The organism is Acidovorax sp. SRI_002, assembly GCF_057586455.1.
Genome location: NZ_JBYCZW010000004.1, coordinates 16860 through 37376, shown reverse-complemented (window position 1 = coordinate 37376; position 20517 = coordinate 16860). Strand labels below are relative to the sequence as shown.

Annotated in this window: 20 protein-coding genes; 13 read left to right on the top strand and 7 right to left on the bottom strand. The window is 65.7% G+C overall.

The window, feature by feature from the left end:
* Positions 1-30: 30 nt before the first annotated feature.
* Positions 31-1677 carry an acyl-CoA synthetase gene (locus AC2YJX_RS11490; RefSeq protein WP_487256120.1) on the top strand — a complete coding sequence of 549 codons (1647 nt, stop codon included), beginning with the start codon at positions 31-33 and terminating at the stop codon, positions 1675-1677.
* A gap of 9 nt (positions 1678-1686) precedes the next feature.
* Here AC2YJX_RS11490 and AC2YJX_RS11485 read toward each other — a convergent pair whose 3' ends face one another.
* The 3 genes from AC2YJX_RS11485 to AC2YJX_RS11475 all read right to left on the bottom strand — a co-directional run bounded on the left by AC2YJX_RS11485 (position 1687) and on the right by AC2YJX_RS11475 (position 3535).
* Complete coding sequence (locus AC2YJX_RS11485; protein WP_108497552.1) at positions 1687-1950, bottom strand: hypothetical protein; 264 nt, start codon at positions 1948-1950, stop codon at positions 1687-1689.
* Entirely contained in the window at positions 1947-2444 is a 498-nt protein-coding gene (locus tag AC2YJX_RS11480; RefSeq protein ID WP_487256119.1) for a hypothetical protein, read from the bottom strand. Before AC2YJX_RS11480 ends, AC2YJX_RS11485 begins: the two co-directional genes overlap by 4 nt.
* Before the next feature lie 191 nt (positions 2445-2635).
* Positions 2636-3535 carry a helix-turn-helix transcriptional regulator gene (locus tag AC2YJX_RS11475; RefSeq protein WP_431149729.1) on the bottom strand — a complete coding sequence of 300 codons (900 nt, stop codon included), beginning with the start codon at positions 3533-3535 and terminating at the stop codon, positions 2636-2638.
* Positions 3536-3706: 171 nt separating this feature from the next.
* Here AC2YJX_RS11475 and AC2YJX_RS11470 point away from each other — a divergent pair, with 171 nt between their 5' ends.
* From AC2YJX_RS11470 to AC2YJX_RS11445, 6 genes are all read left to right on the top strand, one after another.
* Positions 3707-4273 carry a carboxymuconolactone decarboxylase family protein gene (locus AC2YJX_RS11470; RefSeq protein ID WP_487256118.1) on the top strand — a complete coding sequence of 189 codons (567 nt, stop codon included), beginning with the start codon at positions 3707-3709 and terminating at the stop codon, positions 4271-4273.
* A gap of 237 nt (positions 4274-4510) precedes the next feature.
* Positions 4511-5140, top strand: coding sequence for a pyridoxamine 5'-phosphate oxidase family protein (locus AC2YJX_RS11465; protein WP_487256117.1), 630 nt, complete (start codon positions 4511-4513; stop codon positions 5138-5140).
* Between the two features lie 219 nt (positions 5141-5359).
* Positions 5360-6115, top strand: coding sequence for a sulfite exporter TauE/SafE family protein (locus AC2YJX_RS11460; protein ID WP_487256116.1), 756 nt, complete (start codon positions 5360-5362; stop codon positions 6113-6115).
* Positions 6116-6340: 225 nt separating this feature from the next.
* The gene (locus tag AC2YJX_RS11455) at positions 6341-6844 is read left to right on the top strand and encodes a GNAT family N-acetyltransferase (RefSeq protein WP_487256115.1); all 504 of its coding nucleotides are present in this window, start codon (positions 6341-6343) and stop codon (positions 6842-6844) included.
* A 45-nt stretch (positions 6845-6889) separates the two neighbouring features.
* On the top strand, positions 6890-7291 hold the full coding sequence (locus AC2YJX_RS11450) for a GNAT family N-acetyltransferase (protein WP_121505913.1): 402 nt from the start codon (positions 6890-6892) through the stop codon (positions 7289-7291).
* A 199-nt stretch (positions 7292-7490) separates the two neighbouring features.
* On the top strand, positions 7491-7805 hold the full coding sequence (locus tag AC2YJX_RS11445; RefSeq protein WP_487256114.1) for a hypothetical protein: 315 nt from the start codon (positions 7491-7493) through the stop codon (positions 7803-7805).
* 131 nt (positions 7806-7936) lie between these two features.
* On the opposite strand, the gene AC2YJX_RS11440 is transcribed toward AC2YJX_RS11445, so the two are convergent.
* From AC2YJX_RS11440 to AC2YJX_RS11425, 4 genes are all read right to left on the bottom strand, one after another.
* Entirely contained in the window at positions 7937-9772 is a 1836-nt protein-coding gene (locus AC2YJX_RS11440; RefSeq protein WP_487256113.1) for a gamma-glutamyltransferase family protein, read from the bottom strand.
* A 181-nt stretch (positions 9773-9953) separates the two neighbouring features.
* Positions 9954-11528 (bottom strand): alkaline phosphatase D family protein, encoded by a 1575-nt coding sequence (locus AC2YJX_RS11435; RefSeq protein ID WP_487256112.1) that lies wholly within the window; start codon positions 11526-11528, stop codon positions 9954-9956.
* 173 nt (positions 11529-11701) lie between these two features.
* Positions 11702-13246: a GGDEF domain-containing protein gene (locus tag AC2YJX_RS11430; RefSeq protein ID WP_121420607.1), complete on the bottom strand. Its 1545-nt coding sequence runs from the start codon at positions 13244-13246 to the stop codon at positions 11702-11704.
* 106 nt (positions 13247-13352) lie between these two features.
* The gene (locus AC2YJX_RS11425) at positions 13353-14327 is read right to left on the bottom strand and encodes an NADPH:quinone oxidoreductase family protein (protein ID WP_121420606.1); all 975 of its coding nucleotides are present in this window, start codon (positions 14325-14327) and stop codon (positions 13353-13355) included.
* 139 nt (positions 14328-14466) lie between these two features.
* On the opposite strand from AC2YJX_RS11425, the gene surE reads away from it, so the two are divergent.
* The 6 genes from surE (at position 14467) to AC2YJX_RS11395 (ending at position 20492) form a co-directional block, all read left to right on the top strand.
* Entirely contained in the window at positions 14467-15255 is a 789-nt protein-coding gene (surE, locus tag AC2YJX_RS11420; protein WP_055398666.1) for a 5'/3'-nucleotidase SurE, read from the top strand.
* Positions 15255-16025 carry a protein-L-isoaspartate(D-aspartate) O-methyltransferase gene (locus AC2YJX_RS11415; protein WP_121420605.1) on the top strand — a complete coding sequence of 257 codons (771 nt, stop codon included), beginning with the start codon at positions 15255-15257 and terminating at the stop codon, positions 16023-16025. The genes surE and AC2YJX_RS11415 overlap by 1 nt, the downstream gene beginning before the upstream one ends.
* A 12-nt stretch (positions 16026-16037) precedes the next feature.
* The gene (locus AC2YJX_RS11410; RefSeq protein ID WP_121420604.1) at positions 16038-16955 is read left to right on the top strand and encodes a peptidoglycan DD-metalloendopeptidase family protein; all 918 of its coding nucleotides are present in this window, start codon (positions 16038-16040) and stop codon (positions 16953-16955) included.
* An 8-nt stretch (positions 16956-16963) separates the two neighbouring features.
* Positions 16964-18001 carry an RluA family pseudouridine synthase gene (locus tag AC2YJX_RS11405; RefSeq protein WP_487256111.1) on the top strand — a complete coding sequence of 346 codons (1038 nt, stop codon included), beginning with the start codon at positions 16964-16966 and terminating at the stop codon, positions 17999-18001.
* A 146-nt stretch (positions 18002-18147) separates the two neighbouring features.
* Positions 18148-18903, top strand: a complete 756-nt coding sequence (scpB, locus tag AC2YJX_RS11400; RefSeq protein WP_487256110.1) for an SMC-Scp complex subunit ScpB — start codon at positions 18148-18150, stop codon at positions 18901-18903.
* Positions 18903-20492 (top strand): pseudouridine synthase, encoded by a 1590-nt coding sequence (locus tag AC2YJX_RS11395; RefSeq protein WP_121420603.1) that lies wholly within the window; start codon positions 18903-18905, stop codon positions 20490-20492. Before scpB ends, AC2YJX_RS11395 begins: the two co-directional genes overlap by 1 nt.
* Positions 20493-20517 lie beyond the last annotated feature (25 nt).

Here is a 20517-nt window from a genome sequence, read left to right as displayed (position 1 = left end):
TGCGTTCTGTTTACCTCTCAGCACCGACCCATGACCTCCATCTTTGACCAGCACCTGCCCCGCACCGAAGCCAACTTCGCTGCCCTGTCCCCCCTGTCGTTCATCGAACGCACGGCCGAGGTCTACCCCGACCGTCTGGCCATCGTGCACGGCACGCTGCGCCAGACCTGGGCACAGACCTACGCGCGCTGCCGCCAGCTGGCCAGCGCGCTGACCCAGGCCGGCATTGGCAAGAACGACACCGTGGCCGTGATGCTGCCCAACACCCCACCCATGGTGGAGGCGCACTTTGGCGTGCCCATGGCCGGCGCGGTGCTCAACACCCTCAACACCCGGCTCGACCCGGAGGCCATCGCCTTCATGCTCGACCACGGCGAGGCCAAGGCCGTCATCGTGGACCCGGAGTTCATCGGCACCATGGCCAAGGCACTGGCCCTGCGCACGAGCACTACCCCCATACGCGTGATCGAGGTGCAGGACGCGCTTTATGGACCCGCAGTTCAAAGCCTGGGCGGCACCGACTACGAAGCCTTTGTGGCCAGCGGCGATGCGGCCTTTGCCTGGAGCCTGCCCGCCGACGAGTGGGATGCGATTGCGCTCAACTACACATCCGGCACCACCGGCAACCCCAAGGGCGTGGTCTACCACCACCGGGGTGCCGCCAGCAATGCCATCAGCAACGTGCTGGAGTGGGACATGCCCAAACATGCGGTGTACCTGTGGACGCTGCCCATGTTCCACTGCAACGGCTGGTGCTTTCCCTGGACCATTGCGGCGCGTGCTGGCGTCAACGTTTGCCTGCGCCGGGTGGACGCGCAGGCCATCTTCGACGCCATCCGCAACCACGGTGTCACGCACTACTGCGGCGCGCCCATCGTGCACGGCCTGCTGGTCAACGCGCCCGATGCGATGAAGGTGGGCATCCCCGCAGGCGTCAAGGCCATGGTGGCGGGCGCCGCGCCACCGGCCTCGATGATCGAGGGCATGGAAAAAATGGGGTTCGACCTGACCCATGTGTACGGCCTGACCGAGGTGTACGGCCCCGCCACCGTGTGTGCCAAGCACGAGGCCTGGGATGCCCTGGACATTGGCGAGCGCGCCCGTCTCAACGCCCGCCAGGGCGTGCGCTACCACCTGGAGCGCGACGTGCGCGTGCTCGACCCCGAGACCATGCTGCCCGTGCCACAGGACGGCGAAACCATGGGCGAGATCATGTTCAAGGGCAACATCGCCATGAAGGGCTACCTCAAGAACCCCAAGGCCACCGACGAGGCCTTTGCGGGCGGCTGGTTCCACAGCGGCGACCTGGCCGTGCAGTACCCCGACGGCTACATCAAGATCAAGGACCGCAGCAAGGACATCATCATCTCGGGCGGCGAGAACATCTCGTCCATCGAGGTCGAAGACGTGCTCTACCGCCACCCCGACGTGCTGGCCGCTGCCGTGGTGGCCAAGCCCGACCCCAAGTGGGGCGAGACGCCCTGCGCGTTTGTGGAGCTGAAGGCCGGTGCGCAGACCACGCCCGAAGACATCGTGGCGCATTGCAAGAAGCACCTGGCGGGCTTCAAGGTGCCGCGTGCCGTGGTGTTTGGCGAGCTGCCCAAGACCAGCACCGGCAAGATCCAGAAGTTCGAGCTGCGCAAGCAGGCCGGCTCGGCGGCCGCCATCAACGTCTGATCACCCGGCTCAGCCAAAACCGCACGCCAGCGTCTGCCGGCCGCCATCGAGGTTGTATTCGGACTTCCAGTAGTGCCGGTCTTCGATGGCGGTGAACTCCACGCCAGGCCCGGTCGGGTAGGCCTTCGCGAAAGGGCGGCGCAGGATCACGAGCAACTCGCACCGGGGCGGCCAGTCCGCCACCTCGTCGATAACGTTGCCCTGCGCCAGTTCGGCCTCCAGGATCGCACGCAGCGGGGCGGCCAGCGCGGCGAGAACCTGCTGGCGGCTCATGCGCAGGGCTGGCTGGCGGCAAGGGGCCTCGCCGACCGCTGGGTCGCCGCATCGTCCAGCAGCCGCTGCAGCGCCTGCACCTGCCACTGGTGCTCCGGCTCAAACGCCGAGAGGTCTTGCACCGCATACCCGCCATAGGCATACACCGTGGCATAGGCCGCGTAGCTGGCGGCCTCCAGCGCCCGGCCCGCCAGCGCGTTGGCCACAGCGTAGGTGGCCGACACGGCGGCATGGGCCGACCCGTCCAGCGACTGCGAGCCCCGGTGGTGCGAGGCCACCGCTTTCAGCCGCTCTGCTGCGTTGGTCAAAGTGGCCGCATCCACCGTGCCCGCCGTGAACGCGGCCAGCACGTCGAGGCCAGCGATGGCCTCCGGATCTTCCAGCAGATGGCGCACGCGCTGCACACAGGCCAGGCCAAAGGCCAGGCGCAGCGGGGTGTGGGCGTCGCTGGCCAGCCCGCAGTCGGCTGCCAGTTGGGTGAGAGCGGCGTTCATGGCGTGAATCCTTTCCGGCGGCTGATCAATTCGCAGAGTTGTGCTATCAATTAAATAGCTTTTTGCGCAATCAGGATAAGCGCCAGGGCCTGTTTTTATCAAAATCCTGGAGCTTCGCAGCCGGCGCTGGAAATTGTGGCGGCCCGTGGGCCGCGCGTCCAGCCGGGCAGAGGAGGTGGCGGCTTAGCTCGCTATGCCGCAAGGCCCTCCAGCCAGACCCGTGGCGACATGCCCACCTTCTGCGCAAACACGCGCGACAGCGCCGAGGGGTTGGCGTAACCCAGCTCGTTGGCAATCGACTTCAACGACCGTCCGCCGCGCAGATGGGCCTGCGCCAGCGTCAGCCGCCAGTGCGCCAGGTAGTCGGCGGGGGTGTCGCCCACCACCGCCTTGAAGCGGGCCGCAAACGCACTGCGCGACATGCCTGCCTGCGCAGCCATCTGCGCCAGGCTCCATGGCTGGCCCGGCGCATCGTGCAAGGCGGTGAGGGCGCGGGCCAGGGCAGGGTCGGCGAGACCCGTGAGCAGGCCGGGCGGCATGTGCGCCTGCTCGGGGTGGTCCAGCAGCCAGCGCAGCAGCTGCAGCAGCACCACTTCAAACAGCCGGTCGGCCAGCACGCGGTGACCGCAGCGCAGGCGGTCGGTTTCGGCAAACAGCAGGTCCAGCGACTGCTGCAGCCCGTCCACCTTGCCCAGGGGCAGCAGCACCAGCGGGGGCAGGGCGCGGGCCAGCGGGTGGCTGGCACCACCGTCAAAGTCCAGCGCCGCGCAGGTGAAGTCCGAGCCCTCGGTGGGCGCATTGTGAAAAAAATGCTCTAGCGGTCGGGCGTAGAAGAGCAGGCTGGGCTCAGCTACCTCCAGCCGCTCCGGTGGCCCCGCCTGGGGCTGGTGCGTCACCACCATCTCGCCACGGCGCAGCACATGCAGAAACCCGCGCCCGGGCGCCGCCGCAAAGTGGGTCACGCCGCACAGCGGGCCGCTGTGGAACAGGTGGGCGCGCACCCGAAAGCGCTCCAGCAGCGACGACAGCCGGTCAAACGGAGCGGGTGCCTGCGTTGGCAGAGGCGTGGTGCAAGTGTCGCGGGCATTCATGGTGATTTTGGATGATTAGGTATGAATGGTGGATTTTATGTGCCCAATGGTACGAGCTGACGCTGGACACTGCAGGGGTGCTGAGAACAGGCACCCGGTGCTTAACCCCTTAACCAAGCACCGGCCCTTTAAACCAAACCGTCTTTCATGACCTTCAAGGAAATCCACACCATGTCCGCTAACTCCTCCTCCGTTGCCCGCGTCCCCCTCGTTGACCGCACCGCCGCCTCCGGCTCCGTGCGCACCGTGCTCGACCAGATCCACGGCGCTTTCGGTGCCACTCCCAACATGTTCCGCGCGGTGGCCAACTCTCCCGCCGCGCTGCAAAGCATGTGGGCCGCCTTTGGTGCGCTGGGTGGTGGCGTGATCGGTGCCGCACTGGGCGAGCAGATCGCCGTGGCCGTAGCCAACCGCAATGCCTGCGACTACTGCCTGGCCGCCCACACCGCACTGGGCCGCAAGGCAGGCGTGAGCGGCGACGATTTGGCCGCCGCGCAGTCGGGCGAATCCGCCGACCCGCGCACCGCCGCCGTGCTGCGCTTTGCGCTGAAGCTGGTCAATGAACGTGGCCAGGTGGATGCCACCGATGTGCAGGCGCTGCGCGACCACGGCTGGAGCGACGAGCACATCGTCGAGATCGTGGGCCATGTGGCGCTCAACCTGTTCACCAACTACGTGAACGTGGCGCTCGCGGTGCCGGTGGATTTCCCCGGCGTCAAGCTGCGTCCCGCACGCTGAACAAAGGAGCGGCGCGCGTCTTGCCCACGGGCCGGATTGCGCTCCGCCCCTGGCGCGGCATGTGCCGTGCCAGTGCCATGCGCTGGGGGCAGGGCAGTGGGGCCGGCACTCCCACGTGCCGGACTCCATGCGTGCGCTTTTTGCACGCGTGACCTGCCGCAAAGTCGTTTGTCGGGGCGGCGGGCCTGCCGCACCATGGCCGTTCCCTTGCCACCCTACCCCAAGGAAGCTACCGCCATGACCCCCGCCCGCGACGAGCACGCCATCGACACCCTGCCACGCCTGGAGGCCTTGCTGGGCTCACTCAGCGATGCCTCCGTCCACAAAGAGCTGCCGTATGTGCACCCCGCCTACCGCGCCATGATCGCGGCGTCGCCCTTTGCCGTGCTGGCCACCACCGGCCCTGGCGGGCTGGATGCCTCGCCGCGTGGTGACCCGGCGGGCTTTGTGCAGCTGCAGGACGATAAGACCCTGCTCCTGCCCGAGCGCCGTGGCAACAACCGCGCCGACAGCCTGCGCAACATCGTGGCAGACCCGCGCGTGGCGCTGCTGTTTCTCATCCCCGGCGTGGGCGAAACCCTGCGCGTCAACGGCCACGCGCGCATCAGCGTGGCGCCCGATCTTATGGAGCGGTTTGCGGTCAACGGCCAGCCGCCCAAATGCGTGATCGTCGTTGATGTGCAAGCCGTGTACTTCCAGTGCGCCCGCGCCATACAGCGCTCGCGCCTGTGGAGCGCTGTACCGCCTGGCACCCCGCGCACGGTGCCGACCCCTGGTGCCATCCTCGCGTCCATCACGCAGGGCCGGTTTGACGGCGCCACCTACGACCGCGAACTGCCCGCGCGCCAGCAAGCCACGTTGTATTGATAAACAAGGTGTGTGCGGGCCAAGGTGCTCCTGTGCCCGAGTGGGCCTGCGAACCAACCTGCACAATGGACCCGGCTGGCTCGGCAGCCCCTTAAAACGAATTGCGTGTCTGCGATCTACCGAAGCCGTTCAGGCTGAGCTCGTCGAAGCCTTGTGCAGCGCTCCGACAAGCTCAGCGTGTGCGGATTGTTGAACGCAGCCGATAGCAGTGGAGGTGCAATGGATTCCGTGCTGTTGATCGTAGCCCTGGGCGCCGTGGCCGCCGGGTTTGTGCAGGGCCTGTCGGGCTTCGGCTTTGGCATGGTGGCCATGTCGTTCTGGGCCTGGACGCTGGAACCCCGCCTGGCCGCGCTGCTGGCGGTGTGCGGCGCGCTCACCGGCCAGCTGGTGGCGGCGGCCACGGTGCGCCGGGGGTTTGACCGGGTGCGCCTGCTGCCCTTTGTGCTGGGTGGCCTGGTGGGCATCCCCATTGGCGTGGCCGTATTGCCCCGGCTGGACATGGACGCGTTCAAGGTCATCCTGGGCACGCTGCTGGTGCTGTGGTGCCCGGCCATGCTGATGGCCAAGCAGTTGCCCCGCATCACGCGCGGCGGGCGCGTGGCCGACGCGCTGGTGGGCATGGCGGGCGGCGTGATGGGCGGCCTGGGCGGCTTCACCGGCGTGCTGCCCACCCTGTGGTGCACCTTGCGCGGCATGGACAAGGATGTGCAGCGCGCCATCATCCAGAACTTCAACCTGGCCATGCTGCTGGTGACCTTCATCACCTACCTGGCCACCGGCCTGGTCACCCGCGAAGCGCTGCCCCTGCTGGCCATCGTGGTGCCCGCCATGTTGGTGCCGACGCTGCTGGGCGCCAAGCTGTACCACGGCATCAGCGAGGCGAGGTTTCGGCAGATTGTGTTGGGGATGCTGACGCTGTCGGGGGTGGCGATGTTGATGGCGGGGGTGCCGAAGGTGCTGGAGCGTTGGTTATGACAAGCGGGTATCTAAATAAGCAGGTTCCAGCATGCCGCCTTTTGCTCAGCTTGTCGGTGCGAAGCACGATGGCGGCAATTTTTCTCGGATTCAGCTCAGTCTCATCACCACGCCTTCACCCAAACAACCAATGAGTCCACGCCATCACAGGAGTGGACGCGTGAAGCATAAAGTGCCAAGTTCAAGCCCCGGGGTGCGCGCCGCTCCGCACAACCTGTATCCATCATGATGACACCAGATCATCTCCTAACCGTCGAGCGAGTTGCTCGGGAGTACCATGATCTCGTGGCAGCGCTGCTCTACAGATACTTGTCGGAGTTGGGCGCCAGTACGGACTACCCGTACTTGCACCTGTACTGGCAGGAGGCGGGGCGAACGCCGTACCTATTTCGAGTGGGCGACAACGTGGCGGGATTTGCTCTCGTCCGAAACATTGAGCGCGGGCTGCATGAGATAGCTGAGTTCTGGGTTGAACCACGCCATCGGCGCCGCGGCGCGGGGAGGGCGGCCGCCTTGGCGCTCTTCCAAGCGCATCCAGGCGAGTGGTCTGTCGCAAGCTATCCTGGCAATGTTGGAGCCGAGTTGTTTTGGCGTAACGCCACTGCGGGGTTTCGTCCTCACATTGCGCCTTCCCACGATCGTGGCGCATCCGTGTATCGTTTTCGGTCTCCAGCAGATGCTGGTAACACTCTGCTGCGAGAGTCGGCTTCGCCGTCCGCTGAGCGCTAACGTCAAGCGTCACACGATTCAACATCACATCCCATTCGCGATCCTATGCCTCAACTCGAGTACCGTCACAACGTACCGCTAGATCCCGTCGAAGTTGTTCGGGTCTTCGACGCGTCAGGGATCACGCGTCCAACCTCTGACCTTCCCCGAATCGCGCGCATGTTCGCGGCGCCGAGCCTCGTGATCTCGGCCTGGGAGGATGGACGCCTGGTGGGACTGAGTCGATCACTCACCGACTACGCCTACTGCTGCTACCTCTCTGACCTTGCTGTCGACAAGGCTCTTCAGGGTCGAGGCGTGGGCAAGGAACTGATCAGGCGGACGCAGGCGGTCATTGGCGAAGAGGTCGCTCTCATACTGCTGTCAGCGCCGAATGCGATGTCCTATTACCCTGCAATCGGCTTTCAACGTGCTGAGAACGCATTTGTCATCCGGCGAAAGAGGTGACGCCGAGTTGGTAGTCTTTAAGTGGGAGCCCCTACGGCGCGCCGCCTGGCCTGCTAGGTGTGCTGGCTATCATCGGCCTCGTGTGCCAGTCGTCATGCCACCATCTTCCGCTTGGCTCGAACGTCTGGCTGCACCAGGCCCACCGCCGAGGAACGCAGGCATTGCCGTCCGAACTCACGAACTTCACTGGGAGTGCAAATTGCAAAACTTCTACATGCCACTTCAGCTGGCCCCTACAGCGCTCTCCCAGCCCATCCTTCCCAACTGGTCGTTCAATCTCTTTCAGGTCAACTTGGGAGCGACTTCAAACGCCAAGGTAGAGCAAGCCGTGCTGGAGAAGGTTGGCAGTTACGGCAAGCAAATCGGCAGGCTCGCAGAGGCGCTGGAAGTTGTAATCCACCAACTCCATCTTCTCGACAGCGCGGACCTGTCTCGCGAAGATAAGGATGCCCTGCAAGTCTTCCTTGGCGACGTTGCCGCGGTTCGCAAGATCAAGTCAAGCCTTCAGCCCTGAACGGCCGTTCGTTCGGGCACCGCTTGTCGAAGCTCTGCGCGGTGCTTCGACAAGCTTGCGGGGCTCGCCGCACGAGAGGGTTCATGTGCGGCTACAGGATAGGTTAATGCGCAGGCGTCAGCCTATCCCTCTCAGTCCCCCATCACCACCCCTTCACGCCGTGGGTCTGCTCCCCCCATCCACAGCTTCTTGCCGTGTGCCTGCCCGCGCGTGATGGCCTGCAGACCACTCGTCATATTCATCTCGCGCACCTCGGCGCCGCGTGCGCGTAGGGCCTCGACGGTGGCGGGGGGGAAGCGCTTTTCTTCCAGCAGCGTCGGTCCGTTCATGGAGCCGAAGTTGGGCAGGTTGATGGCTTGTTGGGGCATCAGGCCCCAGTTGAGCACGCCGTAGAGCGTCTTGGCGGTGTAGTGGATGATGGCCGCGCCGCCGGGGCTGCCGCCGCTCATCAGCAGCTCGCCGGTGGCCTTGTCGAACACGAGGGTAGGGGCCATGGACGAGCGGGGGCGTTTGCCGGGCTGCACGCGGTTGGCAATGGGCTGGCCCTGGGCGTCGGTGGGGGCAAAGCTGAAGTCGGTGAGTTCGTTGTTCAGCAAGAAGCCTTTGACCATCTGCCGCGCGCCGAACTGGTCTTCGATGGTGGTGGTCATGGCCACGGCGTTGCCGAAGGCGTCGACGATGCTGATGTGGCTGGTGCCGTATTCGGGCTGGTCGGGCATGGGGGCGTAGCTGGTCTTCACGGCGGCCGGGTTGCCGGGCTGGGCGACCTTCATGCTTTGCGTGCCGATGAGCTTGGCGCGTTCGGCCAGGTAGGTGGGGGCGATCAGGCTGGTCCAGCTGCCGCCGGGGGGCTGCACAAAGTCTGGGTCGGCCACGTACAGCGCACGGTCGGCAAAGGCCAGGCGGGCGGCTTCGGTGTACAGGTGCAGCCAGTCGGCGGATGGAATGCCGTCTTGCAGGGGCTTGGCGGCAGCGTCGGTGTTTTTCAGGATGCCCAGGATCTGCCCGATGGCAATGGCGCCCGAGCTGGGCGGCGGGAAGCCGCAGATGCGGAAGTCTTTGGCCTGCACCTGGTAGTCGTGGCACAGCGCCTCGCGCTTTTTGGGCTGGTAGCCGGCCAGGTCGGCCATGCTGAGTTTGCCGGGGTTGGTGGGGTGTTTTTGCACCTTGTCCACGATGGCCTGGGCGATTTCGCCTTCGTGCAGGGCCTTGCTGCCTTCGGCGGCAATCTTGCGCAGCACGGCGGCCAGCTCGGGGTTGCGCAGGTTCACGCCCACATCGCGCGCGTCGCCGTCGGCCTTGTAGAAATAGGCGGCAGCCACCGGGTCCTTCTTGAGGTGCGGGTCGGCCTTGACCAGGGTGTTGAGCCGTGCGCTGATTTTGAAGCCGCCTTCGGCCAGGGTGATGGCGGGTTGGAACAGCGTGGCCCAGGGCAGCTTGCCGTGCTGCTTGTGCGCCATCTCCAGCATGCGCACGGTGCCGGGCACGCCGACCGAGCGGCCGCCCACCACGCCGTCGTAGAACTGCACGGGTTTGCCGTCGGCGCCGAGAAAGAGTTTTTCGTCCGCAGCGGCGGGGGCAGTCTCGCGGCCGTCGTAGGCCTCCACGGTTTTGCCGGTGCTGTGCAGCAGGAAGGCGCCGCCGCCGATGCCGCTCGATTGCGGCTCCACCAGGGTCAGCACCATCTGCACGGCAATGGCTGCGTCGATGGCGGAACCCCCGGCCTTGAGGATCTGGTAGCCCGCATCCGTGGCCAGCGGGTTGGCGGCGGCCACGGCAAATTTCTCGGTGGCCCAGCCGGGCTTTTCGGTGTAGCCCGACGAGCCTTCGGGCTGGGCGGGCACGGTGTAGGCGAACTGTGACGGGGCGCTTGCGCAGCCTGCCAGCAGCACGGCCGAGGCCAGCAGGCTCAGGCTGAAGGTGATGGCACGAGGGGAGGGCAGGGGGTGCGTGGTGGTTTTGGGCATGGACAACTCCTGGGTGGCGAGAAGCGAAGGGGCGAAGAAGTGGCCATGGTACGCGGACCGGCCGGAGCGACGCCGGGGCGTTACATCGCGCTACAGGCTCCGAAGATTTGGGTGTTTTTAGCCTCTAGCGCTTATCCATAAAGCGCTAATAGCTATAAATAGAATAGCATTCAAGCAACCGTCATGCTGGCTTGGGCCCGGGCCGCCCGTCTTCCACCACAAAGCGGGCGAGCGTGGTGGCGGCACTGTCCGCGCGCAGCGGGTCGTCCAGCACGCGCAGGGTGGTGGTCCAGCGCGTGGGCGTGATGTCTGCCAGCCCATAGCCGCGCTGGTCGCAGCGGGCCAGCAGCACATGCGGGTTGTGCCGGGCGATGGCGTCCACCTTATCTTGTGTGGTGCCCGAGCGAGAGCTGATGGACGTGCCGCAGAACTCGCTGGCCACCACGGGCGACTCCGGGCGATCGGGATTGGCGTGCACTCTGCACACATAGTTCTGGTGGATGTCGCCGCCTAGGAGCACGGTGTTGCGCGGGGCGTGCTGTGCCAAGGCCTGCAGCAGGCGCGCGCGGGCTGCGGGGTAACCGTCCCAGCTGTCGGCGGACGTAACGCCCGAAGGGTAGTGGCGCGGCGAAAACAGGGTTTGCTGTGCCAGCACGCTCCAGTGGGTGGTGTCTTTGGTGTGTGCGTCGGCGGCCAGGCCGGTGTCCAGCCACTGCTCTTGCATTGCGCCCAGCAGCGTGCGGGCGGGGCTGGCCAGGTCGGCGCAGTCTGCCGCGCGCACAGCGCCCGCGCTGGTGGACTGGGGCGTGCGGCAGGCCTGCCAAGTGCGGTACTGGCGGCTGTCCAGCAGGTGGATGTGGGCCAGGCGCCCCCAGCGAAGGCGGCGGTAGACCTGCAGGGCATCCCAGCGGGTGCCGGAGGCGGGGCCGTTCAGGCTGGCGGCGCGCAGCGGCATGTTTTCGTAGAAGGCTTGCCATGCGGCGCCTCGCAGCGTCAGAAAGCTGCCATCGTCGCCCTTACCGGTACCACTGGCGTAGTCGTTCTGCACCTCGTGGTCGTCCCAGGTCACGGCCCAGGGGCAGGCAGCGTGGGCGGCTTGCAGGGCGGGGTCGCTTTTGTGCAGGGCGTAGCGGTCTCGAAAATCCGCCAGCGTGGTGGCGTGGCGCAGGTTGTGGGTGCGCGCCAGGTCTGTGGTGTTTTTCGGCGTCGCGTATTCGTAGATGTAGTCGCCCAGGAACAGCACCAGGTCGGGCTGGTCTGCCACCAGATGGTGCCAGGCGGCGTAGTGGCCATGTTCCCAGCGCTGGCACGAGGCAAAGGCCAGCCGCAGCGTGGCGGGCAAGTCGCCGAGCGCTGGCGCGGTGCGCGTGCGCCCCGTGGCGCTGACGGCATTGCCCAGCATGAAGCGGTAGTGGTACCAGCGGCCGGGCGCCAGGCCGCGCAGTTCTACATGCACGCTGTGGCCGAGCGCTGGCAGGGCGGTGGCTTCGCCTTTTTGTACGATCTGTGAAAAACGCACATCGTGCGCCACCTCCCACCGCACGGTGTGGGTGGCCTGCATCAGCGCCGGGTCGGCTAGCACCAGCCGCGTCCACAGCACCACGCCGTCGGGCGCCGGGTCTCCACTGGCCACGCCCAGCGCGAAGGTGTTGCTCTGTAGTGCTGGTGCGTTGCTCCATGCCCAGCGGGGCAGTTGGGTGGCAGCGGCGGCCAGGATGGCCTTCCGCAAAAATGCGCGTCTCTGCTCTGGATTCATTGCGGGGCGCTGGATAGGTGCGCTGCGCTTAGAACCGGCGCGGCCCAGGCCAGCGGCCACCGCGCAAGGGCCGCCAAGCTGCGGATGCGGCGCTTCGCTTGCGTGCGCTGGTGGCGTCCCCCTCCCGAAGGAGAGGGGGAAGGCGCCGAAGGCGACTCAGGGGGTGCTTCACCCTATGCCGCCATGACCCGGTTCTTGCCCGATCGCTTGGCCAGGTACATCGCCTGGTCGGCGCGGCGGATGGCGTCGGGGCTGCCTTCGCTGTCGTGCAGCTGGGCCACACCAGCGCTGAACGTGATGAGCACCTTCTCGCTGCCCTGCAGGAAGAAGCGTGTGGTCAGCTCGCGCTGCAGCCGCGTCATCGCGGCCACGCCGCTTTCTACCGAAGTGTCGGGCAGCACCAGCACGAACTCTTCGCCGCCATAACGCGCCAGCAGGTCCTGTGGCCGCATGACTTCGCGTGTGACTTGGGCCAGATGCACCAGGGCCGCGTCCCCGCCCGAGTGGCCCAGGCGGTCGTTGATGGTCTTGAAATTGTCCACGTCCAGCAGCGCCAGGCACAGCGGCGAGCCCAGGCGGCGCGCGCGGGCGATTTCGCGCTCCATGGCTTCGTCCAGGCCCTTGCGGTTGAGCGAGCCGGTGAGCGGGTCGTGCCGGGCCTGGGCGCTGGCGCGGTCCAGCTCTTCCTGCAGCTTGGCGACTTCGGCACGCTTGGCTTCGGTGCGCTCGCGCAGGTCGTGAAGCTCGTCGTGGGCCACACGGCTGTCCAGCGCCATCGAACGGGTGGCGGTCATCACCTCTTGCAGCACGGGGGCGATTTCCTCAAGGGTGTTGGCCTTGCCGATCAGGTCGGCGCAGCGTGCCATGGTGCCCTGGTAGGTGGTGCTGGACGCCGTGATTTTGGCCAGCCGTTCGATGAAGGTGGCCAGCATGTCCTTCATCTGCTCCTGCGCTTCCACGGTGCGCGCCTTGGCCTCGGTCTGCTTGAAGATCACGTCCTTGAGCCGGCGCTGCACATCGTCCAGGCGGCGCAAAGTGAGCGGCGGGGTGGATGCTGCCATCAGCGCCTCGGCCTGGCCGTGCAGCCAGCGGTCTTCCACGCTGAGCACGGCGATGTTCTCGAACACCATGTGCAGCAGCTCCAGCAGGCTGGAGCGGATGGCGGCCTGGTCTTCGGTGGCAAAAGACAACCGGTAGGTAAAGTTGCCCAGCATGAGCTGGACGGTGGAGATGGGCGGTGCGGGCTCTTTCAGAAAGGCGATGAGCTTTTGCGCCATCTCGATCACGCGGGCATCGTCTTCGCCCAGCGCGGGCAGCGTGTTGTCGATCAGGCGGGCGAGCATTTGCGCAAACTCGTCCGGCAGGACGCCGGGGTTGCCGGGGGCGGTGGTGCTTGCAGCGGTCTCTACCGGGGCTGCAGCCGCCGCCGGGCTCAGCCCCAGGTTGGCGTAACCGACCAGCACACTTTGTAGCGAAGTCCAGTCTTTGTTGTTGACGGCGCGCTCAAATTGCCCCAAGAGCCGCTTCTGGGCCGGTGTCTGCCCTGGCAGCACCCGCAGGATGTGGTGCAGTTGGCCGTCCGGGAACGGCTGGGGGCTACGGGTTCCTGCGATCTCGTCGTACAGCGCCAGGTAGTTGTCGGGCGTTGGGGGCAGGCGGCGGGTGGCTAGCTGCTTGAGCGTCTCGCGCGCAATTTCGGAAGGTGGTCGGTCGGCCATGTGCGGACACCAGTGTCAGAGGAGAGCAGGAGGTGCGAGTGTGACACAGCGGCCGCTTTCTCAGGGGCTGGCTCTGCCAAGCCTTGTGGCCTGGCAGGCGCAGGCGTCAGTTCACCATCACGAGCTTGCCCATCACCCCCCGTGAACCCATGTGCGCGTAGGCGGCGGGCAGCTCGGCCATGGGCATGGTGCGGTCGATCACGGGCTTGATCTTGCCCTGGGCGTACCACTGCGCCAGCTCGCCCATCATGGCGGCGTTGGCCTTGGGCTCGCGCTTGGCGAAGTCGCCCCAGAACACGCCCACGATGGAGGCGCCCTTGAGCAGCGCCAGGTTGAAGGGCAGGGCCGGGATGGGGCCGGAGGCAAAACCCACCACCAGGTAGCGGCCGCGCCAGGCAATGGAGCGGAACGCGGGCTCGGCAAAATCGCCACCCACAGGGTCATAAATCACGTCGGGGCCCTTGCCGTCGGTAAGCGCCTTGATGGCGTCGCGCAGGTTGTCCTTGCTGTAGTTGATGGTGGCATCGGCCCCGATGGAGGCGCACAGCGCACATTTTTCATCGCTGGAGGCCGCTGCAATCACGCGCGCGCCCATGGCCTTGGCGATCTGGATGGCGGCCGTGCCCACGCCCCCGGCGGCGCCCAGCACCAGCACGGTCTCGCCCGCCTTGAGCTGTGCGCGGTCTACGAGGGCATGGTGCGAGGTGGCGTAGATCATGATGAACGCCGCAGCGTCCACGTGCGAAAAGCCATCCGGCAGCGGCATGCACAGGGCTGCCGGGGCGATGGTGTGGGTGCCGAAACCGCCGGTGCCCGACAGGCAGGCCACGTTCTGGCCGACCTTGAGGTGGGTGACGCCTTCGCCCACGGCTGCCACCACGCCTGCGTACTCCGAGCCGGGGACGAAAGGCAGGGGCGGTTTCATCTGGTACTTGTTCTGCACGATCAGCAGATCGGGGAAGTTCAGGCTGGCCGCCTTGATTTCGATCAGCACCTCGCCCGCCTTGGGCGTGGGCGTGGGCAGTTCGGTCCAGGCCAGGGCGTCAACGCCGGTGGGGTTGGTGCAAAGCCAAGCGTGCATGGGAAAAGTCTCCTGTCAATGTGGTCTGCATGATAGGCGGGGCACCCGGGCGCACGATGTCCCACGAGCGACGGAGGGCGGGCCGTTGGGTGTGGACGGGTGCCCCACCTACAATCCGTTGCAAGCTCTACCGCAACCCATGAAAATTCTGATCTCCAACGACGACGGCTACCAGGCTCCGGGCATCGTGGCGCTGCACGATGCCCTGAAAACCCTCGATGGGGTGGAGGTTGAAGTCGTCGCGCCCGAGCACAACAACAGCGCCAAGTCCAATGCGTTGACCCTGCATTCGCCACTGTATGTGCACAAGGCCCACAACGGCTTCCGCTATGTGAACGGAACGCCGGCCGACTGTGTGCACATCGCCCTGACGGGGCTGCTGGGCTACCGGCCCGATCTGGTGGTGTCGGGCATCAACAATGGCGCCAACATGGGCGACGACACCATTTATTCAGGCACCGTGGGCGCCGCGATGGAGGGTTATCTGTTTGGCATTCCGGCCATTGCCTTCTCGCAGGTGGACAAGGGCTGGGGCGAGATCGAGGCTGCAGCGGCCAAGGCGCGGGAGATTGTGGAACAGATGCGCGCCCAGAACCTGGTGACCGATACACCCTGGCTGCTGAATGTGAACATTCCCAACATGCCGCTTGCGGCGCTGCAGCCCATCAAGCTGTGCCGCCTGGGACGCCGCCACGCGGCCGAGCGCGTGATCGTGCAGGAAAGCCCCCGGGGTGAGGCGATGTATTGGATTGGTGGCGCGGGAGCCGCCAAGGACGATGCGGAGGGCACGGATTTCCATGCCACGGCGCAGGGCCATGTGTCCATCACGCCACTGAAGGTGGACCTGACCGACCATGACAACCTTGGCTACTGGGCGCAAACGGCGTCCCGGCTTGCGGCAGGGGCGGCTGGCGCCCCGGAGCTCTGATGCAGCGCCGCCCTGGATTCCCGGCCCGGCTGCCCGGATCGGGTCCTGCGGCAGTCCGGCCCACGCCGGTGGCTCCCGCTGCGCGCAATCCAGTGGCGGCACCCCCTGTGGGCGTTGGGCTGGATTCTGCGGCGGTGCGCGCGCGCATGGTGCAAAAGCTGGCGGCAGGGGGCATCACATCGGCTGCGGTGCTGCAGGCCATGGGCACCGTGGAACGCCACCGTTTTGTGGACAGCGCCCTGGTCAACCAGGCGTATGAGGACACCAGTCTGCCCATTGGTCTGGGGCAGACCATCTCAAAGCCCAATGTCGTCGCCCGCATGTGCGAATTGCTCCTGGGCGCCGAAGGCGCACGCACCGATGGGCTGGGGCGTGTGCTGGAAATCGGTACGGGCTGCGGCTACCAGGCCGCCGTGCTGAGCCACCTGGCGCGCGAGGTCTACACCCTGGAGCGCCTGCGTGGCCTGCACGACAAGGCGCGCAACAACCTGCGCCCATTTCGGCTGGCCAATGTGCACCTGCTGTTCGGTGACGGCATGCTGGGCTATGCCAAGGGTGCGCCTTACGCGGCCATCATTGCCGCAGCCGGTGGTGATGCTGTGCCTCAGGCCTGGTGCGATCAATTGGCCGTGGGCGGCAGGCTGGTTGCGCCCATGGCGCTTGCGGGGGGGCAGCAGATGTTGCTTGTGATCGACAAAACCCCACACGGATTGAAACAAAGCGTGCTGGAGCCTGTGCATTTTGTCCCTCTAAAATCGGGGATTGCCTGAAGGGAATTGCTTATGTTCGTATCGCGTGGTCTTGTGGTTGGGTTTACTGTGGCACTGGCGGGTTTGGCGCTTAGTGGCTGCGGCACCCGGCTGAACAAGGCTCCAGTGGAAGACCGAGGCACATCCTCCTCCTCCGCTCCTTCATCCTCTGCACAGCCAGGTGTGGTGGTTGGCACCCCCATCAAGCCACTGCCGGGTGCTGAAAATGCGGGCAAGCCTGGCTATTACACAGTCAAGCCTGGAGATACCCTGATCCGAATCGGGCTGGAGTCCGGCCAGAGCTGGAAAGACATTGCGCGCTGGAACAACCTTGACAACGCAAATCTGATCGAAGTGGGCCAGGTTCTGCGCGTAGCGCCACCGGTTGCTGCTTCGCAGGCGGTCGCGTCGGACAGCGGCGTGGTCACCCGTCCTGTCACGTCTTCCTCCATCACGCCTGCAGCACCTGCGAGCACGCCAGCCCCTGCGGCCAGTGCCGCGAAACCTGCAACATCGGCGGCTTCTGGCCCTGTGGTGGCCGTTGCCCCCGCCACGCCTGCCGCACCCGCTGCCGCGGCCGAGGATGACATGGCGTTCATCTGGCCTGCGCCTGGCTCGTTGATTGCCGGTTTTGACGAGGCACGCAACAAGGGCTACGACATTGCTGGCAAGGCCGGTGACCCGGTCCTGGCCGCCGCCGATGGCCGCGTGGTGTATGCGGGCGCTGGGCTGCGCGGATACGGCAACCTTGTCATCCTCAAGCATAACAACACGTTTTTGACGGCATATGCCCATAACCAGACCTTGCTCGTCAAGGAAGATCAGGCCGTGCGCAAGGGGCAAAAAATCGCCGAGATGGGCAGCACCGACGCCGATCGCGTCAAGCTGCACTTTGAAATCCGCCGCCAGGGCAAGCCGGTGGATCCATCGCGTTACCTGCCTCCCCGTTGAGCCCGGCTGTGGCTCAACCGCCTCTGGGCGCATCTGGCAGTGCGGATGAACCGGCCGGAGCCGCAGATGACTTGCTGAGCGAGGAGTCTGAAGGACTGGCGGACGAATCCGGGAGCGAGCTTCGCTCCACGCAGATAGGCGCCGGGCAGCACGCGGCCCGGCTGGACAAGGCGCTGGCCGATCTGGTGCCCGAGTTCTCCCGCAGCTATCTGCAGCAATTGCTGGTGCAGGGGTTGGTCAGCCTCAATGGCAAACCGGTCAGGAAGTCGGCGACCCGGGTGAAGGTGGGCGATCAGGTGGTGCTGGAAATGCGGCCCACGCTGCAGAGCCAGGCGTTTCGGCCCGAGCCCATGCACATCGAGGTCGTCCATGAGGATGCGCATCTGCTGGTGGTGAACAAGCCCGCTGGTCTGGTGGTCCATCCCGCGCCGGGGAACTGGAGTGGCACCCTGCTCAACGGCTTGCTCGCCCGCGACGACAAGGCGTTGACCGTGCCACGCGCTGGCATCGTGCACCGGCTCGACAAGGATACGAGTGGCTTGATGGTGGTTGCCCGTGATCGTGCCACCATGGACGCGTTGGTGGCACTGATTGCGGAGCGCAAGGTACAGCGCCAGTATTTGGCCATGGCCCACGGCGCCTGGTCGGGGCCCAAGACGCGAACGGTGGATGCTCCCATCGGCCGAGATCCACGCAACCGCCTGCGCATGGCGGTGGTGGACTTGGCACTCCATGCTGGCAAGTTGGCACGGACCGATATCCGCTGCCTGGCTGGTACGGACGACGGTTGCTGGGTGCAATGCACCCTGCACACGGGGCGCACCCACCAGATCCGGGTGCACATGGCATCTCTGAAGCACCCACTGGTGGGGGACAGCCTCTATGGGGGAGCTCCGCTCGGGGCGATGCAGCGGCAGGCCCTTCATGCCTACCGCCTGGCCTTTGTGCATCCCGTCACGGGCCAGGCGCTGGAATTCGATGCTCCTGTGCCCGAAGACATGCGCCAAGCCCTCTCCCTGTGGGGGCTGGGCTACAATGCGCCCTGACGGCCAGACTGGCCCCAGCCCGAAGACGGAATCCCGCCGGGCTTCTGCGTCGCGCCAGCGCCCTTGCACAGCGCGCCATTGATTGCCCCTGCTGTTGATGTGCCACCCGTTGCAACGCGTGGCACTTTTCCAGGAATCGCTGAACCATGAACACGGTGGATGCCAAACGGGTCCTCGAAACTGCGCTGATCTGCGCGCAGCAGCCTGTGCCCTTGCGCGAGCTGCGGGTGCTTTTCAATGACGCTCTGGGGTCGGACACGCTCAAGTTGCTGTTGCAGGAGTTGCAGCTTGAATGGACGCAGCGGGGTGTAGAGCTGGTGCAGGTGGCCACGGGCTGGCGTTTTCAGAGCCGTCCCGAAATGCGTGAATACCTCGACAGGTTGCACCCCGAAAAGCCTCCGCGCTATTCGAGGGCCACCATGGAGACACTCGCGATCATTGCGTATCGCCAGCCGGTTACGCGCGGCGACATCGAGGACATCCGGGGGGTAACGGTCAATAGCCTGATCGTCAAGCAGTTGGAAGACCGCGGCTGGGTCGAGGTCATTGGTCACCGGGAAACGGTGGGGCGCCCCGCGCTGTTTGCAACCACCCGGCAGTTCTTGGATGACATGGGATTGCAGTCGTTGGACCAATTGCCGGTGCTTGACGACCCCTCAGGCAATGCGAATGTGCTGGAAGCAATGGCCGCTGCAGCGCAAGGAGGGATAGAGCCGGAATCAACGCCTGAGGCCGAGGCTGAACTGCTGGCTGTGGCGATGGATAGTCAGCCATCAGAGTCTTTGGAGGCTGTTGCCGCCAGTGGGCAGTTGCTGCGTGTGGATGATTTTTTTCAGAGTGCGGAGACGGATCTCCGTGATGACGATGCCGATACCCCGGGTGGTATCCAGGGAAATACTTGATGAACGATTCGACCCCCGAAATCCCGGCCGATCTGCCGGATGCTGATCCTTCAGCGACAGCCGCAGCGCCCAAAAAAGCCGCTGTCAAACGTGCCCCGCGCAAGAAAAAAGTCGAGCCAGCGCAAGCCGTGGAAGTGCAGGATGCTGTGGACGTGCGCGTTTTGGATGCTGCTGAGGCACCTGCCCTGGCCGGGGAGTCGCCGCATGGGTTGAGCCAGCAGGATGTACCTGTCGCTCCTGTGGTTGCGCATGAGCCTGCAATTCCAGAGGCAGAGGCGGGGGCGTCTGACGCCACCCCCGAACCTCGCCATGGCGAGCGCCAGAATCGTGGGGACGGGCGGGCTCGGCAGCCGCGCCTCGACGGCGCTGGGCGCGATAAGCGCAAGGTGGGAGCTCCTGCGGTTCAGGGATACCAGTTTGAAGATGTGGTGTCGGGCCGCTTCGATGAGGATGATGCCTCCGCAGAGATGGTTCCGGCTAAGCGGGTGCTTCTGCCCCAGGTGGAAACCCCCAAGCTTCACAAGGTGCTGGCGCAGGCGGGACTTGGCTCGCGCCTGGAGATGGAGCAACTTATTCTGGAAGGGCGCATCTCCGTCAACAACGAGCCAGCCCACATCGGCCAGCGCATCCAGTTCGGCGATCAGGTCAAGGTCAATGGCAAACCCATCCGCTACCGCATCGACCCGCCGCCAGCGCGGGTGATTGCTTACCACAAGCCTGTGGGGGAGGTGGTGACCCATGACGATCCCCAGAACCGGCCCACCGTCTTTCGCAAGCTGCCCCGGCTCATGCAGGGCAAATGGCAGTCGGTCGGGCGCCTGGATCTGAATACCGAAGGCCTGCTGCTGTTCACCAGCTCGGGAGAGCTGGCCAACAAGCTCATGCATCCTCGTTTTGGGCTGGAGCGCGAATACGCTGTGCGTGTGCTCGGCGCCCTCAGCAATGAGGAAAAGCAGAAGCTGCTCGATGGCGTGCGCCTGGACGATGGCATGGCGTCGTTTGGTTCCATCGAAGATGGTGGAGGCGAAGGTTCCAATTGCTGGTACCGGGTCACCATTTCCGAAGGGCGCAATCGCGAGGTGCGCCGCATGCTCGAATCTGTGGGCCATGCGGTCAGTCGGTTGATCCGCATTCGTTACGGTGCCATGGTGCTGCCACGGGGTCTCAAGCGCGGTGCCTGGCTGGAACTGGATGAGGGCGACATCCGGGCCCTGGTGCAGGCGGCGGGCGCCGGGCGTCCGGAAGCAGCGGAAGCTCGTTCGGATGAAGGGTCGGGGGCTGGCGGCGGACGGAGTGGCAACAAGCGCAACCGGGGGCGCAATGGTCCCCGCGTGGGCGACGGGCCGCGCCGCGACATGTCGCAGGGTGCGCCCGGTGGTCCCCGAGGGCAGAAACCCCGCCGTGATGGGGGGCAAGGGTTCGACCGTGGCAACAATGCAGGTGGTGGAGACCGCCCGCGCGGCGCGGCGCAGCCCGATCCGATGAAAACATCGGTGGGCTATATCGGCATGGACAGTCTCTCGCGGCATCGCCAGGACAAACGCCGCCCTGGTGGCGGAGGTCCACGTCGGGGCGGGGGCGGGCGCTAGGCGCTGTGCTACCCCGGGGCTCCCC